Raw genomic sequence first — 16,816 nt, 5'->3', positions numbered from 1 at the left:
ACAGGTCCGGCCCGTGTCGCTGGGCCGGATACCGGTGCTCAAGCGATGGCCTTGGAAGAATCCCGGCCCGGCTCCGAATTCAGCAGCAATTCATCGCTCTGCTCGACGGCCTCATCCAAATCGGCGGTAAACTCTTCATCGAGACTCAAATCTACGGCGTCTTCAAGCACTTCCACCTGTTCTTCCACCAGCGCTTCGTCCATCACCGGCACATCGTCGTCAGACACCGCTTCGTAGTGGCCGGTCTGCTCGATTTCTTCCGGCAGTTTGAAGCCGGCTACAGACTCACGCAGGTCCAGTGCCATATCGGCGAGGTTACCGATCGAGGTGGCCGTGGCGCCGGTACCGGACGAGGTCTGTGAGGTAATTTCCTGAATCACGTTCATCGTGTTGGAGATGTGGCCCGCCGACGACGCCTGCTGGCGGGCGGCGTTGGAGATGTTCTGAATCAATTCTGCGAGGCTTGTCGATACGTTTTCGATCTCCTCCAGTGCCACACCCGCATCTTGTGCCAGGCGTGCACCGCGCACCACCTCGGCGGTGGTTTGTTCCATCGAGATCACCGCCTCGTTGGTATCGTTCTGAATGGTTTTTACCAGCGCCTCGATCTGCTTGGTCGCCGCCGCCGATCTTTCCGCCAGCCGCTGTACCTCATCCGCAACCACCGCGAAACCGCGGCCCGCGTCACCGGCCATAGAGGCCTGGATGGCAGCGTTCAAGGCGAGAATGTTGGTCTGGTCGGCAATGTCGTTAATCAGGCTCACGATGTCACCAATCTCCTGGGACGACTCACCCAGACGCTTGATCCGCTTCGAGGTATCCTGAATCTGCTCGCGGATGGTATCCATGCCGTTGATGGTATTTTGTACCACCTTGGCGCCGTTGTTGGCGATCGATACCGATCGCTCCGCCACCGCGGTAGACTCGGCGGCGTTGGCGGATACCTGGTCGATGGTCACGGCCATTTCGTTGACCGCCGCCGAGGCACCGGCAATTTCCTGCGCCTGGTGCTCAGAAGCTTCCGCCAGGTGCAGTGCGGTCTGCTGGGTATCCTGGGCGGCGCCCGATACGTTCACCGCCGTTTCGTTGATCCGCGATACCAGCACCCGCAGTTGGTCGATGGTGTAGTTGATGGAGTCGGCGATCGCTCCGGTGAAGTCCTCGGTCACAGTGGCGGAGGTGGTCAGGTCACCGTCGGCCAGGTCGGCCAGTTCGTCCAGCAGTCGCAAAATTGCGTTCTGGTTACGCTCGTTGGTATCGGCCGTAACCTGCAGGCGCTGGCGGGTATTGCCGTACATCATAAAACCGATAATAACACCGAACACCACCGCGAACCCGGCCAGGAACAGACTGATGGTGTTGTTGGGCATGCGCACGGATGCCTGGGCGGCGATACGGTCGGAGAGGGTGCTCAAGGCCTCCAGCAGCAGCGGCGAGTCATCGAGCAGGTTGTTGGCGGCCTGACGGGCTTTAAACAGGGCCGGCGACGCTTCAAAAATTTCCCGCACCGACGAGCTTACAAACTCGAACAGCTCACTGATCTCGTTCAAACTGGCGATGGCCTCGGAGTCGGTTACCCGCGAGATACTCATCGCCGCATCGCCGCCCTGCATACCGGCCAGAACCTTTCCAAACAGGTTGGCATCGAGGTTGAACTGGTCGGCAGACTCGCCGGCGTCACCGCCACCGCGCAGCATTTTGTCCACGTTGCGCCCGATCCGCTCGGCGCGCCAGGACTGCATCTGCGCCACCGCCACCTGGTCGGCCGGGGCGTCGTTTTCCAACAGAATCTCGACGATGTTATTGTGCTCGGCCTGCAGCTCCGGAAGCGATTCATTCAGCGTGGTGGCAACATCGTTCAGAAAGATAATGGTGTCTTTGTTGGTGATAATGCTGTCGGCGTCTTCTTTAACCCGCTGCCAGACCCCCTCGTAGCCGGCAAACTCCTCCGCCAGCGCCTTGCGCGTGCTGGGGTCACTGGCCCGCAGCCGGTCCCAGGTGGAGTCCATGTTGTTCATCACGTTCTGCAGCTCGGTGAAGGCCGCCTCATCCCCGGAGGTGGCGTCTCGAGAGAGCGAGGTTACGCGATAGGACAATGCGCGCAATTCCGACGCCATCTGCAGATATAGCTGATCGCGACCGGCGTCTCTCTGCACCAGATAAATACTGCCCGCCAGTGCAACGAAGCACAGCAACAATCCCACCACCAAGAGGGTCATGGTCGGATTCGTCCTTATCGTGGCGAAAAGGTTTCTGGATTCAATTTTCATGCTACGCTCCTGACCGACGTTGCGTTCTACTCTAATTTATGAGCCCTAATTCAATTTACGAACTCTAATTCACGAGTGGCGGCTTCTGCTGCTCACCGACTCGCATAGTTATTCACGACTGCGTTCCGCACGATACACCTGACTGGATTGCAAACAAACAGCGGTGACACCACACTCGCATTTATTGAAATTCCGCTTTATTCTCATCCCTGATGTCCCTGAAACACTTTCCTTTGTCAGCCGTTTTTACACGCTTTTTACACTAGGCTGTGCCGCACTTGCGGCTCCCTGCGTCAACTATCTGCTGCCACTTCTCTGTGTCAACTGACTGTGTAACCTTACTGTCCTGTGCACTTTCCTGTCTGCGTGCCTTTCTTGCTGTACACCGTTCTCGCTGTACACCGTGACTTTCTGTAAACATCCTCTGTTGGTGTCACTCAACGCTGTCCCACAGGGCCTGTCACCGCCCCGGGCAACTCGCAGGCCGACAGCCGGCCCCTATAGCTTAGCCGCGTTGACGAAGCGCGCATTCTCAGCCAGTGTGGCCGGGTTCAATACCCACCAGCGCTGCTCATCCAGTTCATAGCTCCCCGATACCAGCGATCTCAGTTCCGCATTTATCCCGCTCAAATCCGTGGTGTAGGTATCGACGGGAAAATGCTGCATCCCGAACACCCGATCCACAATCAGACCGCTGTAGAGACCGCCGGCCTCCAAAATCAACACCCGCCGCAATTTGCGGTGGGTCTGCAGGCGGCCGCCAAAAAACGCCGCCAGATCAAACAGCGGCAGCAGGCGCCCGCGCACATTGGCCACCCCGCGCACCCAGGGCTGCACGCCGGGGAGACGGGTATACGGGGGTACCTCCAGCATCTCCGACACCACCCCCATGGGAGAGACGAAGTGCATGCCGAGCAGCGAAAAACCCACCCCGCTCCAGTGCGGGGTGATGTCCACCTGTGCGGGCAGACCCTTGGCCGCTCTTCTGGAGCGATGTGCCAGCTCAACCAGTGCCTGAAACGCTGCCTGCTGCTTCGCCATGGATTACCCTTTCTCGCCGTTCACTGACAACTGCCGCCTACACCAGCACATCGGCGATGGTATCGAGGAGTACTTTCTCCTCGATGGGCTTGGTCAAATACGCTTTTGCGCCCTGCCGCAACCCCCACACCCGGTCCGTCTCCTGGTCTTTGGTGGTGACGATGATGACCGGTATCTCAGCGGTTTCCTGCGCCTTGGTGAGTTGGCGGGTAGCCTGAAAGCCGTTCAACCCGGGCATGACAATATCCATCAGCACGACTTCCGGCAGCTCTTTCTTGGCCAGGGCAACGCCTCCCTCGCCGGTTTCGGCCGTCATTACGACGTGTCCGTTTTTTTCCAGCATACTGGTTAATTTGTAGGTCTCCGTCGGAGAATCATCAACAATCAGTACTCTAGCCATAGTTTCCTCGAAAACGTACTTACCTTCAGTTGTTATTATGGGGGTTAACGGTTTAATCCCACCTAGGATGCCTTAGCCTGTTTGACATGGGCTTCTATGGCGCCGAGCAGCTCGCTTTTACTAAACGGTTTGGTGAGATACTGGTCCGACCCGACGATGCGCCCCTTGGCTTTGTCAAACAAGCCGTCTTTACTGGAGAGCATAATCACGGGGGTGGATTTGAATTCACTGTTGTTCTTAATCAATGCACAGGTTTGATACCCGTCGAGCCGCGGCATCATGATATCCACGAAAATGATATCCGGTCGGGTGTCGGCAATCTTTGCTAGAGCATCGAAGCCATCTGTTGCCGTTACCACGGTGCAACCGGCTTTTTTCAGCAAGGTTTCGGCGGTTCGACGAATCGTTTTACTATCGTCTATCACCATTACCTTTAGGCTTTCCAGCTTAACGTCCATCTGAGTGACCTTTGTCTCTTTTATCGCTTTTTGTTAGCTTTTCCGGCATTTATATACAGTCTTTAATGTGTACAATCCGCGGGAGCTTAATTTTTTAACACAGTTCTCAGGTTTAATCTATAAGCTTATGAATAAAAGGAGAAACTCTTGTTTTTGAAAATCGGCTAATGTGCGTAAAGTCGCATTTTTCCACGCTGATAGGGACGCCATTATTGGCGTGCTTGCGGCGTTTGACAAGCGTGCTGTCACAACGCCCAAATCCGCGCAAAAATGACATTGAGCACCGCCCGGCGATGCCGTAAGCTTGCAGCGCATCAATCGTGCAAAAAACCAGTGTGCTCACCGGTAAGGCAACGCAGTATTTATGAGTATTTCTCTCGGGGTGGTGATGGACCCCATTGCTTCCATCAATTTTCACAAAGATACGACTCTGGCGCTGCTGCTGGCGGCACAAAAAAAGGGTTGGCAGTTGCATTACATGAAGCAGGCGAATCTCTATCTGGAACAGGGAGTCGCCATGGCTGCCACCAGCGCCCTGGACGTGTATGACAACGCCGAGAAATGGTTTTCACTGGCACCGCCACAGACCACCCGGCTCGGCGATCTGGACATTATCCTGATGCGCAAGGACCCGCCCTTCGACAGCGAATACATCTACAGTACCTATGTGCTGGAAGCGGCCCAGGACCAGGGGGCGCTGGTCGTCAACGACCCCCAGAGCCTGAGAGACTGCAATGAGAAGGTGTTCGCCACCCGCTTCCCCGACTGCTGTCCACCGGTGCTGGTGAGCCGCGACAACGCCCAGTTGCGCCAGTTTCACGCCAGCCACCGCGACGTTATTTACAAACCGCTGGACGGTATGGGCGGCAGCGGCATCTTCCGCTGCACGGCGAGCGACCCGAATATCGGCGTGATCCTCGAAACGCTGACCCGCCACGGGCGCGAGACTATCATGGCGCAGCGCTACATACCCGAGATCACCCAGGGGGACAAACGTATTCTGGTCATCGACGGCGAGGCGGTGCCCTACTGCCTGGCGCGGATTCCCGCCGCCGGCGAAACCCGGGGCAACCTGGCCGCCGGCGGGCGTGGCGAGGCCCAGCCCCTGACGGAGCGGGATCGCTGGATTGTGTCCCAGGTCGCACCTACGCTGCGGGCAAAAGGGTTACTCTTTGTCGGCCTGGACGTCATCGGCGACTATCTCACGGAGATCAATGTCACCAGCCCGACCTGCGTGCGGGAAATTGATCGGGCCTATGACACCGCCATCGGCACCCGGCTGATGGATGCCATAGAAACGCGACTGGGGCGCTGATCGGGTCCATGCCCGAGCGAGCCAGAAACATTAACGAGAACAGGGAGTTAAAGAACCACCCGTGCTAACGACCACTGCTGTGCAACCGGTAGATAGCGCCGATCGCCTCAGCTTTACCCTGTTTGTGGCGCTGGCGGTTCACGCCCTGCTGATTCTCGGCATCAGCTTCTCGGCCGATCAAAGCGACAAGGTGGCACCGACCCTGAATATCACCCTGGCCACCCACAAGGCGCAACAGGCGCCGGACAAAGCCGATTACCTGGCCCAGCTCAACCAGGAGGCGAGCGGCACGCTGGAGCAGGCAGAGCAGCTTACCACCGAACAGCAGGCCCAGATTTCCGACACCCAGATTCGCGACATCAACCCCGAGCCGCAGCTTCAGGCCACCACCCCGGTACAGCGCCAAACACAGGTGGTCAGCACCAGCGCCGACACGGCCCGCCAGACCACCGAGGCCCCCGATCCGGAGCTGCAGGAGGAGGTGCAGCAGCTCGAGGGCGACCAACAGGAGCAGCTCGAGGTCAGCGCCGAAATCGCCAGCCTGCGCGCCAAGCTGGACCAGCAGCGCCAGCAGTACGCCAAAAAACCGCGGGTGCGGCGCATCACATCGGTAGCCACCAAAGCCTCTTACGACGCCGAGTATCTGCACAAGTGGAGCAACAAGGTAGAGTTTGTCGGCAACCGCAACTACCCGCAGGAAGCACTGCAAAACAACCTGTTTGGCGACCTGCGCCTGGCGGCGGTGATCCTGCCCAACGGCACCATCGAAAAGGTGGAAATCCTGCAGTCCTCAGGCCATGCGGTGCTCGATGACGCCGCTATGCAAATCGTACATCTGGCCTCACCTTTTGCTCCCTTCCCCCCGGAAATTCGCCGGGAAGCGGATCAACTGGAAATCATTCGCACCTGGCATTTCGAAATCACAGGCTTCAGCACCACCAATTAGAGCCTGTTGAGAATAGCACTCGCCTCAAGCGCCTACTTTTGGTGGTGGTACTTATGCGAAAGTGTGCCAGTTAACCGGCCTGCCTTTGGAGGAGGCTTTCAGAAACACGTCGTGAACCCATCCCTGGGGACTTCACGACAGCATCCCTGCTGTCGAGAGTTTCTGAAAGCCTCCTCCAAAGGCAGACCTACCCACAGTGTTCTAAACCAAGACCGATAAGACTGGAGCAGGGATCGATAAATTGGTGCAAACCCTCTTAAGAAAGCTGGATAAATGCCATTCGAGCCTGTTAACACATTTTCAGTCAGCTCTCCCAGGCCTGACAACGCGGCAATCCGACGCCATACCGTCAGTCAGCCACAGCCTCCGGTTGCCATATAGGGCTTGTTTTCACCACTATCACCCCCAATACTAGAACAGTGGCCAGTCAACTGTCTGCCGGAGTACAGGGCTATGGGAGAGACGACTATGGGAGATGCGAAAGAAACGAGCAAGACCAGAGAGACGCACAAGGGGGGACAGAAGCCAGATCAACCTGCACCTATCGAGCAGAGCGACTTAACCCAGGGCAGTCTGCGCAACCACTTTCTGGTGGCGATGCCGAGCCTGCGCGACCCCATCTTCGCCCATACGATCACTTATATCTGCGACCACACCGCCGACGGCGCCATGGGCATAGTGATCAACCATCCGCTGAATTTATCCCTGGGCGATATCTTCGAACAACTGAAACTCCCCGACGATACCGAGGTGGGCCGCCAGACCGTGCTGTCCGGCGGTCCGGTGCATATTGAACGGGGCTTCGTGCTGCACTCCTCAGGCCCGCAGTTCGAGTCCACCATTCAGATTTCGCCCCAGGTCAGCCTCACGGCATCGCGCGATATTATCGCCGCCCTGGCGCAAAACCGGGGGCCGGCATCGGCGCTGGTGGCGCTGGGCTACGCCGGCTGGGGCGCCGGCCAGCTCGAGGCCGAAATAGCCGCCAATTCCTGGCTGACGGTGGCGGCCGACCACCACATCATCTTCGACACCCCCATCGAACAGCGCTGGTCGGCGGCGGCGGCGAAGCTCGGTATCGACTTGAACCTGATCTCTTCAGCCGCAGGCCACGCGTAAATCGGTGACCCAAACCCTGCTCGCCTTCGACTACGGTACCCGCAGCCTGGGCGTGGCCGCGGGCCAGACGCTGACCGGTACCGCCACGGAACTGGCACCTCTGCCAGCCCGCGACGGCATTCCAGACTGGGCTGTCGTCCAACGCCTGCTGGAGGAGTGGCGCCCGGCACTGGTGGTAGTGGGCCTGCCCCTGAATATGGACGGCAGCGACAGCGAACTGACACAACGGGCGCGCAAGTTCGGCCAGCGCCTGCACGGGCGCTTTGGGGTCCGGGTGGAAATGATGGATGAGCGGTTATCCACCGTGGCCGCCAAGGAGGTGGCGGCAAGTCGCGGTCACCGCGGCAACTACGCCGCCGAGCCGGTGGACTCGATCGCGGCGCGCCTGATTTTGGAGAGCTGGTTAAACCGCTAAAACAGCCGGCTCCTGTCGGTCTCGTCCTCCTGAATCGACAGCTCGTCGGCGGCGTGGGACAGGTATTCGGCATCCGATTCCGAGGCCAGCTTGATCATCAGGCGCAGATCGTTGGGCGAGTCGGCATGGGCCAGGGCGTCCTCGTAAGTGATCTCACCGCGGTCGTACAACTCGTACAGCGCCTGATCGAACGTCTGCATACCCACCTCGGTGGACTTTTTCATCAGTTCTTTCAGCTCGTGCACCTGGCCCTTGCGAATCAGGTCGGAGGCCAGTGGCGTGTTCAACATGACTTCCAGACAGGCGCGGCGGCCATTGCCGTCCGGTGTGGGCAGCAACTGCTGGGCGATGATACCTTTCAGATTGAGCGACAAATCCATCCACAACTGACTGTGACGATCGGCCGGGAAAAAGTGGATAATACGGTCGAGCGCCTGGTTGGCGTTGTTGGCATGCAGGGTGCACAGGCACAGGTGGCCGGTTTCGGCGAAGGCAATGGCGTGCTCCATGGTTTCGCGGGTACGCACCTCGCCGATAAGAATCACATCCGGCGCCTGCCGCAGGGTGTTTTTCAAAGCCACGTCGAAAGAATCCGTATCGATGCCCACCTCGCGCTGGGTAATGATACAACCCTGGTGCTGGTGGATAAATTCGATCGGGTCCTCGATCGAGATAATGTGACCTTTGGAATTGCGGTTGCGATGCCCGATCATCGCCGCCAGTGATGTCGACTTACCGGTGCCCGTCGCACCCACGAAAATCACCAGGCCGCGCTTGGTCATGGCCAGCTCTTTAATGATCTCCGGCAGCCCCAGGTCATCGATTTTGGGAATATTGGTTTCTATTCGCCGCAACACCATGCCCGCCAGGTTGCGCTGGTAAAATGCGCTGCAGCGAAAACGGCCGATACCGCGGGCACTGATGGCAAAGTTCAGTTCTTTTTCCTCGAGAAACTCGACGCGCTGGCGTTCGTTCATAACACTCAGCACAGTCTCCCGGGCTTTTTCGGGCGACAGCGGGGTGGTGGTTACCGGCACCACACGCCCGTGCAGTTTAATCGACGGCGGCACGCCGGCGGTGATAAACAGGTCGGAAGCTCCTTTCTCGACCATTAAAGACAGCAAACGATCAAAATCCATCAGCACATCACTCCACTAGAAATTTTCCGGCATCTTGGCCTTTTCACGAGCCACATCGCGGGCGATAACCCGGCGGTCCACCAGGTCCATCAGACACTGATCCATGGTCTGCATGCCGACCGAGCCACCGGTTTGAATCGCCGAGTACATTTGCGCGACCTTGTCTTCGCGGATCAGGTTGCGGATTGCCGGCGTGCCGCGCATGATTTCGTGAGCGGCGACGCGACCGCCGCCGTTTTTCTTCATCAGTGTCTGGGAGATGACCGCCTGCAGCGACTCCGACAGCATCGAGCGCACCATGGCCTTTTCATTGGCGGGAAACACATCCACGACCCGGTCGATAGTCTTCGCCGCCGAGGTCGTGTGCAGGGTGCCGAACACCAGGTGACCGGTCTCCGCCGCCGTCAGCGCCAGGCGAATGGTCTCCAGGTCGCGCATCTCGCCCACCAGAATGATATCGGGGTCTTCCCGCAGCGCCGAGCGCAGCGCCTCGGCAAAACCGTGGGTATCGCGGTGTACCTCGCGCTGGTTTACCAGGCATTTCTTGCTTTCGTGAACGAATTCGATGGGGTCTTCGATGGTCAGAATATGTTCGTATTTATTGTCGTTAATATAATCCATCATCGCCGCCAGCGTAGTGGACTTACCGGAGCCGGTGGGTCCGGTTACCAGCACCAGGCCCCGGGGCACCGACGATATATCCCGAAATACCTGGCCCATGCCCAGCTCTTCCATGGTCAGCACTTTCGAGGGAATGGTCCGGAACACGGCGCCGGCACCGCGGTTGTGGTTGAAGGAGTTGACCCGAAAACGCGCCACCCCCGGCACCTCGAACGAAAAATCGGTTTCCAGAAATTCCTCGTAGTCCTTGCGCTGCTTGTCATTCATGATCTCGTAGATCAAGCTGTGCACTTGCTTGTGCTCCATCGGCGGCAGGTTGATGCGGCGCACATCGCCATCTACCCGAATCATCGGCGGCAGACCGGCGGAGAGATGCAAGTCAGATGCACCCTGTTTTGCGCTAAATGCCAAGAGTTCCGTAATATCCATACAGCTACCTTATTCTCGCTACAGCTACCTATGATTTTACTATCTGCTACTTTGCACCCTCAATTTGCACCCTCAATTTTCACCTGAGGGCACTTCGGGGCCGCCAATCCGGGTTAGAATTCCCCGGGTTTAACTCGACAGCGCCCGCAAAATCAGCCGTAGTGTATCAAGTATATGCACAAGATCGCAGACAACCTCAAGAAAGTTTCGGCCAGAATTGAACAGGCTGCACACACTGCGGCACGAGAGACGACGGAAATCTGCCTGCTGGCGGTCAGCAAGACCCGCAGCGCCGGCGCAATTCGCCGGGCCTGTGACTGCGGCCAGCGCCAGTTTGGGGAAAATTACCTGCAGGAGGCTCTGGAAAAACAAACGCTGCTTACCGACCTGGACCTTGAATGGCATTTTATCGGCCCCATACAGTCAAACAAAACCCGCGCCATTGCCGAGAACTTTGACTGGGTTCACAGTGTCGACCGGGTGAAGGTGGCGCGCCGCCTCAGCGAGCAGCGGCCGCCGGCGCGGGGACCGCTGAATATCTGCCTCCAGATCAATACCGATGCAGAGGCCACCAAGGCGGGCGTGGACTACCGCGACCTGGAGGCGCTGGCGGCCCAGGTGAGCGAGCTGCCGGCGTTGCGGCTGCGCGGCCTGATGGCAATTCCCGCACGGCGCACAGAGCCGGCCCAACAGCAGGCGGTGTTTGAACAGGTCGCCGCTGCGCTGGAGCGCCTGCAAAAGCGGTTGCCCCAGGCACCGCTGGACACTCTCTCGATGGGTATGTCCGCAGACCTGGAAGCCGCCATCGCCGCCGGCGCGACCATAGTGCGGGTCGGCACGGATATTTTCGGACCGCGGAACCCGTGAGCGGTAGCGATACAACAGGACAATAAGGACAGATTTGTGAACAAACCAATACTGGCGTTTATCGGCGCCGGCAATATGGCCAACAGCATTATCGGCGGCCTGGTCACCAAGGGCTATCCCACCGCCAATATCATCGCCTGTGACCCCCTGGCAGCCAATCTGGAGACCCTGCACGCCAACTACGGCATCGAGACCAGCGCCGACAATGCCGCCGCGGCCCGGGCCGATGCCGTGGTGCTGGCGGTCAAACCCCAGGTAATGAAAGCGGTCGCCGAGCCGTTGCGCACCCACCTTGCAAAGCATCCGGTCATCATTTCCATCGCCGCGGGCATCCCCATGGCGAGCCTGTCCCGCTGGCTTGGCGAAGACCAGGCTATAGTACGCTGTATGCCCAATACACCGGCCCTGGTTCAGGCCGGCGCCAGCGGCCTGTTCGCCAACGCCGCCACCAGCGCGGCGCAGCGGGCTATCGCCGGTGAAATTCTCGGCGCCGTGGGCCTGGTCACCTGGCTGGAAAACGAGGCGCTGCTCGATGCGGTCATCGCCGTCTCGGGCAGCGGCCCGGCTTATTTTTTTCTGTTTATGGAAGCGATGATCGACGCCGGTGTCGCACAGGGACTGAGTCCGGAGGCCGCCCGGCAACTAACGCTGCAAACCGCCCTCGGCGCCGCCACGCTGGCGCACGCCAGTGACCAGAGCGTGGCGGAGCTGCGCCGCCGCGTCACCTCCCCCGGCGGCACCACCGAACAGGCCGTGCAGTCCTTTGAGAACAGTGATCTGCGCGGTATCGTGGCCGCTGCCATGCAGGCCTGTGCCGACCGAGCCGTGGCAATGGCTGAAGAAATGGGCGATGAGTAAACACGACTATCAACCGGCCCCGGGCCGAGACTGGGAAATGACTGCATGAATTTATTGGCTGAAATATCCGTTTTTGTGCTGCAGACCATCAGCTACCTCTACATCATGATTGTGCTGTTGAGGTTTTTGTTTCAACTGGTGCGCGCCGATTTCTACAATCCCCTGTCGCAGGCGGTGGTCAAGCTGACCAACCCGTTGCTGCTGCCGATTCGCAAAGTCGTGCCGGGGGTGTTCGGTATCGATTTGGCCTGTCTGCTGCTGGCCCTGGTGTTGCAGTGCCTGGTCTTTATAGTGATAACCCTGATGAGCGGTCAGGGTATGGTGCCGCCTCTGCTGTTGATTTTCTATTCGCTGATCAGGCTGCTGGCGGTGGTGGTGGATATCTACTTTTGGGGTCTGCTGATCATGGTCATCGCCAGCTGGGTGGCACCGCAGAGCTACCATCCCGCGCTGTTGCTGCTGCGCCAGCTGATGGAGCCGCTGCTGATGCCGATCCGGCGCCTGCTGCCGCCGATGGGGGGGCTGGATTTTTCGCCGCTGATTGGCGGCATGCTGCTGTTTATCGCCAAAAACATGCTGCTGCCGGCGCTGACCTTGTCCGTCGTCAGGACATTCGGATAATCTTCCTGTCTATATGGCGAGGATCTTCACCGGCTTCGGGCGTATAATGCCACGACGCGGGAAAGACATCGCTTTGGAAGGGTGTCGTGGAAGCCCGGGAAACCGGCTTCGTAAGATAAACCCAACTGTCGGGCCAATCCGGTAGCCCGATTGACCCGAGACTGACGATAGACCCCAGGTAAAGGCCAGGTAAGGCGAGGGTTGGATCACATTGCGCAGGAATCGCTAAATAACTGAAAGTTATAAAGCCCTCCAGGCGAGGGTGACCGAATCGGTATCATTAACCACCACAAAAGCACAACAATGGCATTTCCGTTTGACTTTTTGTATTCAGCCCTATGGATGTGACATCTTTGCACCGCCAGATGGCGGCCTACGACTTGTGGAAACACAAACTGGTCTCGCAGCTGACCCGGTTCCGGGGATGGTTTGGCACCCACGGCATTTCCGGTATGGAGGCGCAGTACTGCATCGATGAGGCACTGCAGACCCTGGCGCGCAGCAGTTTCACCCTGGCCGTGGTGGGCGCCTACGGGCGCGGCAAGACCACACTGGTAAACACCCTTTTGTTCGGCCAGTACGGCCAGCGGATTCTGCCGTCGGAGCCAAGCGGCAGTATTCGCTGCACCACCGAGATATTCTGTGACCCCAGCCAACCCAGCTGCGTGCGCCTGCTGCCGATCCAGACCCGCGACAGCAACCAGAGCATCGACCGCTTCAAGTGTATTCCACACCACTGGCTGACGTTTAATTTCGATCCCCGCGACCCGGCCCAGGCGCGCGCCGCCATGGCCAGAATAGCCAAGGTCAAGACCGTCACCCGGCGCGAGGCAGACACCCTGGGCTATAACAGCGATCTGCTGCAAACCTGTACCGATAACCCCGACCGGGTCGAAATCCCGGTCTGGCGCCACGCCCTGATCAATATCGACCACCCGCTGCTGCGCAAGGGGCTGCGGATCATCGACACCCCGGGAATGGACGCCCTCAACAACGAGCCGGAAATGGGGCTGCACCAGTTGGCCCGGGCCCAGGCGCTGTTCTTTGTTGTCGACGCCAAGCAGGGCCTGAGTAAAACCGACCGGGCACTGTGGCAGACTCACCTGCAGGTCTTTGCCGACAGTCCTCTGTGTACCACGGTCGCCCTGGTCAACAAGGCCGACACCCTGTCGCAACAACACGATGCCGCCGGCGAGATCGACAATGAGAGCGGCGGCAAGACACACCAGCGCCCCCAGCTCGGGCAGCAGGCCTACACCCTGTGCAAACAAATCGCCCGGGACCTGCGCCTGCCGCTGGGCCAGGTCTGCCCCTTATCGGCGAAACAGGCCCTGTTGGGCAAGGCGGCCCAGGAGGCCGGCCACCTGGTTGGCAGCAACTGGAATCACCTCGAGGCGCTGTTGGCGAACCTGGTACAGAAGCATCAGCAACAGCTGATGCAGGACCCGATGCTCGCCCACGTGGTCGCCGTGATGAAAAACTCGCGCAACGCCCTCAAGCAGCGCTTGTTCAGTTGCGATGCCGAGCGGGAACGCCTGCAGGCCACCCTCGACAGCGCCGACCAACTGCAGATGATTACCGAGCAGCGCGGCCAGGCCAAACGCATTCACGCCCAACTGCAGCGCCAGTCGCTTAATCTCCGCGCCAGTCAGCGGCAGTTGGAGCGCATGAGCCAGGAGCTCGATGAGTGTGTGGCGGGGAAAAAGCTGCAGGGACAGATCAACGCGTTGCAGCAACAGATCAGACAGAGCCACTCGCCGCTGGCGCGGTTTCGCAGCTTGACCGCTTTTTTCCAGATCCAGGCGCAAAACCTCGACGAATTGTCGCAGCGCAAGAAACGCGCCGACAGCCTGCTGGAGACCATCCACACCCGCACCCTGGGTTTCGAATTTCCCATCGACGATGACCTGACGCCGTCACTGAAAGCCTTTGACGTCACCCAGCACCAGCAGCGCCTGATGCTGCTGAAGCGGCAAATCGATCAAAGCCTGCCGGTGTTTGAGGGTTTCTCGACCGGCCATGACCACGTCGGCCGCTTTATCGATTGCCTGATCGCCCAACTGCAGGACCTGTACAGCGACCTGCAACACAAGATTACCGCCTGGGCCTGCGTATCCCTGGCCCGCCATCACCACTACACGCAACTGCAGAAACAACTGCTGGAACGGCATATGGTGTTGTTGATCAGTCTCAGCCAGACCAAACCCACACTGCCCCAGCAGCTGCAACGGATGCGCACGGAAATCGCCGACCAGGAGGCCGCCCTGTTTACGCTGGACAAAATTCTGGACGAGGTGAACTCGCTGCCGCGAACCGCGCTCAAACGCAGCGCCGAAAACAGCGACGCCTTTCAACACCCCAAGTCGGCTTGATTAAAAGTCGGCTTGATTAAAAGTCGGCCCGATGAAAAGCCGGCCTGCTGAACAGCCGGCCCGGGCCGGCTGCCGACACACCGCCCTTGCAGGCACCAGCCGGCATCCTTAGACTAGCGGGTTTTTAACCGGCCGGCCGCATCCAGCAAACAACCGTGAAGCAATCGCAGCGACAATTTCCACCCGACTCAGTGGGCCTGGTGCAGCCGCAAACGCTGCACTGCGACCAGCCCCTGCTGCTCGCCAACGGGCGACAGTTGGACGGCTACGATCTGGTGTTTGAGACCTACGGCCAGCTCAACCGGGACAAAACCAATGCGGTGCTGATCTGTCACGCGCTTTCGGGCAACCATCACGCCGCCGGCTTTCACACTGCGGAGGACCAAAAACCCGGCTGGTGGGACAACTATATCGGCCCGGGCAAGCCCATCGATACCGATCATTTTTTTGTGGTGTCGCCCAACAATATCGGCGGCTGCCACGGCTCCACCGGCCCGCGCAGCATCAATCCGCAGACCGGCAAGCCCTGGGGCGCCGACTTTCCCAACCTGCGGGTCAGGGACTGGGTCGAAACCCAGGTGTTTCTGGCCGATCATCTCGGCATCGAGCAGTGGGCGGCGGTTATCGGCGGCAGCCTCGGCGGTATGCAGGCGATGCGCTGGGCCCTCGAATACCCGGGGCGCCTGCGTCACTGTGTCGCCATCGCCTCGGCAATGAAGCTGACGGCCCAGAATATCGCCTTTAACGAAACGGCCCGCCAGGCCATTTTATCGGACCCCCACTTCTTCGACGGCGACTACGCCGCCCGCGACAGCTATCCGAAAAAAGGCCTGTCCGTGGCCCGTATGATCGGGCACATCACCTACCTGTCCGATGACGGCATGGGGCAAAAGTTCGGCCGCGAGCTGCGCTCCGGCAGCTTCGAGCGCGGCACCGATGAGCCGGTGGAGTTCGAGGTGGAGAGCTATCTGCGCCATCAGGGCGACGCCTTCTCCCAGCGCTTCGACGCCAACACTTACCTGCTGATGACCAAGGCCCTCGACTACTTCGACCTGGCGCGGGAATACGATAACGACCCGATAGCCGCCTTTCGCCACGCCCGCTGTCGCTTTCTGGTCATCGCGTTCACCACCGACTGGCGTTTCTCCCCGCTGCGCTCGCGGGAAATTGTCGATGCCCTGATCGGCGCCAACCGCGCCGTCAGCTACGCCGAAATCGACTCTCACTTCGGCCACGACGCCTTCCTCATTCCCAACCGGCGCTACAGCGACGTGTTCCGCCGCTATATGCTCAATATCTGCCGGGAATCCCCCTGACCCATGCGCATCGATCTGAACCAAGTGGCCAACTGGATTGCCCCGGGCAGCCGCATTCTCGATCTGGGCTGCGGCGACGGTTCGCTGCTGCAGTCACTGGCGGCCACCAAGCAGGTGGAGGGCTACGGCCTGGAAATCGACCCCGGCCATATCTCCGCCTGTATCGCCCGCGGGGTCAACGTGATCGAGCAGGACCTGGATCGGGGCCTGGCCAATTTTGCCGACAAAAGCTTCGATACCGTGGTGATGGCCCAGGCGATTCAAACCATGCATTTCCCCCACCGGGTGCTGGCGGACATGCTGCGCGTAGGCAAAGAGTGTATTGTCACCTTTCCCAACTTCGGCCACTGGAAAGCCCGCTGGCACCTGGCGCTGCACGGGCGCATGCCGGTATCGGACCTCCTGCCTTACGAGTGGTATGACACACCCAATATTCACTTCTGCACCTTCAAGGACTTCGAAGTATTGTGCCGCGAACTCGATATCACGATCCTGCACCGCCAGGTGGTGACCGAGCGCCCGCGGGCCCGGCTGCTGGCGCAGTGGCGTCCAAATTTATTTGGCGAAACAGCCATTTACCACCTCACCGCCAATGGTGGAGAATAGGGGAACATCGGCGGCGGCTCCCGCAC

General features: G+C 59.4%; 16 protein-coding genes. 10 read left to right on the top strand and 6 right to left on the bottom strand.

The genetic code is table 11. The features are described from left to right. Positions 1-38: 38 nt before the first annotated feature. From FKG94_RS22855 to pilG, 4 genes are all read right to left on the bottom strand, one after another. The gene (locus FKG94_RS22855) at positions 39-2,219 is read right to left on the bottom strand and encodes a methyl-accepting chemotaxis protein (RefSeq protein WP_425460067.1); all 2,181 of its coding nucleotides are present in this window, start codon (positions 2,217-2,219) and stop codon (positions 39-41) included. A 549-nt stretch (positions 2,220-2,768) separates the two neighbouring features. Then, positions 2,769-3,311 carry a chemotaxis protein CheW gene (locus FKG94_RS22850; RefSeq protein WP_142929273.1) on the bottom strand — a complete coding sequence of 181 codons (543 nt, stop codon included), beginning with the start codon at positions 3,309-3,311 and terminating at the stop codon, positions 2,769-2,771. A 37-nt stretch (positions 3,312-3,348) separates the two neighbouring features. Next, positions 3,349-3,711 (bottom strand): twitching motility response regulator PilH, encoded by a 363-nt coding sequence (pilH, locus tag FKG94_RS22845; protein WP_142929272.1) that lies wholly within the window; start codon positions 3,709-3,711, stop codon positions 3,349-3,351. Between the two features lie 62 nt (positions 3,712-3,773). Beyond that, positions 3,774-4,169: a twitching motility response regulator PilG gene (gene pilG, locus FKG94_RS22840; protein WP_142929271.1), complete on the bottom strand. Its 396-nt coding sequence runs from the start codon at positions 4,167-4,169 to the stop codon at positions 3,774-3,776. A gap of 364 nt (positions 4,170-4,533) precedes the next feature. Between pilG and gshB the strand changes: the two genes are divergently transcribed. The 4 genes from gshB (at position 4,534) to ruvX (ending at position 7,961) form a co-directional block, all read left to right on the top strand. Beyond that, positions 4,534-5,484, top strand: coding sequence for a glutathione synthase (gshB, locus tag FKG94_RS22835; protein WP_142929270.1), 951 nt, complete (start codon positions 4,534-4,536; stop codon positions 5,482-5,484). 61 nt (positions 5,485-5,545) lie between these two features. Next, on the top strand, positions 5,546-6,430 hold the full coding sequence (locus tag FKG94_RS22830; RefSeq protein ID WP_246125338.1) for an energy transducer TonB: 885 nt from the start codon (positions 5,546-5,548) through the stop codon (positions 6,428-6,430). A 468-nt stretch (positions 6,431-6,898) separates the two neighbouring features. After that, complete coding sequence (locus tag FKG94_RS22825; protein ID WP_142929269.1) at positions 6,899-7,546, top strand: YqgE/AlgH family protein; 648 nt, start codon at positions 6,899-6,901, stop codon at positions 7,544-7,546. A gap of 4 nt (positions 7,547-7,550) precedes the next feature. Continuing rightward, positions 7,551-7,961 carry a Holliday junction resolvase RuvX gene (gene ruvX, locus FKG94_RS22820; RefSeq protein ID WP_142929268.1) on the top strand — a complete coding sequence of 137 codons (411 nt, stop codon included), beginning with the start codon at positions 7,551-7,553 and terminating at the stop codon, positions 7,959-7,961. On the opposite strand, the gene FKG94_RS22815 is transcribed toward ruvX, so the two are convergent. Next, positions 7,958-9,100 (bottom strand): PilT/PilU family type 4a pilus ATPase, encoded by a 1,143-nt coding sequence (locus FKG94_RS22815; protein WP_142929267.1) that lies wholly within the window; start codon positions 9,098-9,100, stop codon positions 7,958-7,960. The two genes, ruvX and FKG94_RS22815, sit on opposite strands and share 4 nt — an antisense overlap. Positions 9,101-9,115: 15 nt before the next feature. After that, positions 9,116-10,150: a type IV pilus twitching motility protein PilT gene (locus FKG94_RS22810; protein ID WP_142929266.1), complete on the bottom strand. Its 1,035-nt coding sequence runs from the start codon at positions 10,148-10,150 to the stop codon at positions 9,116-9,118. Positions 10,151-10,324: 174 nt separating this feature from the next. Between FKG94_RS22810 and FKG94_RS22805 the strand changes: the two genes are divergently transcribed. From FKG94_RS22805 to metW, 6 genes are all read left to right on the top strand, one after another. Then, complete coding sequence (locus tag FKG94_RS22805) at positions 10,325-11,017, top strand: YggS family pyridoxal phosphate-dependent enzyme (RefSeq protein ID WP_142929265.1); 693 nt, start codon at positions 10,325-10,327, stop codon at positions 11,015-11,017. A gap of 36 nt (positions 11,018-11,053) precedes the next feature. Further along, positions 11,054-11,875, top strand: a complete 822-nt coding sequence (gene proC / locus FKG94_RS22800) for a pyrroline-5-carboxylate reductase (RefSeq protein ID WP_142929264.1) — start codon at positions 11,054-11,056, stop codon at positions 11,873-11,875. A 45-nt stretch (positions 11,876-11,920) separates the two neighbouring features. Next, entirely contained in the window at positions 11,921-12,496 is a 576-nt protein-coding gene (locus FKG94_RS22795; protein WP_142929263.1) for a YggT family protein, read from the top strand. A gap of 338 nt (positions 12,497-12,834) precedes the next feature. Continuing rightward, positions 12,835-14,868, top strand: coding sequence for a dynamin family protein (locus FKG94_RS22790; protein WP_142929262.1), 2,034 nt, complete (start codon positions 12,835-12,837; stop codon positions 14,866-14,868). A 155-nt stretch (positions 14,869-15,023) separates the two neighbouring features. Beyond that, positions 15,024-16,184, top strand: a complete 1,161-nt coding sequence (metX, locus tag FKG94_RS22785) for a homoserine O-succinyltransferase MetX (RefSeq protein WP_142929261.1) — start codon at positions 15,024-15,026, stop codon at positions 16,182-16,184. A 3-nt stretch (positions 16,185-16,187) separates the two neighbouring features. Then, a complete protein-coding gene (gene metW / locus FKG94_RS22780; protein ID WP_142929260.1) occupies positions 16,188-16,790 on the top strand; it encodes a methionine biosynthesis protein MetW in 603 nt (200 codons plus the stop codon). Positions 16,791-16,816: the final 26 nt, after the last annotated feature.

The sequence above is a fragment of the Exilibacterium tricleocarpae genome, from assembly GCF_007004655.1.
GTDB lineage: Bacteria > Pseudomonadota > Gammaproteobacteria > Pseudomonadales > Cellvibrionaceae > Exilibacterium > Exilibacterium tricleocarpae.
Note: the sequence above shows the minus strand (reverse complement) of the source record. Positions and strands in the feature narration are given on the sequence as shown.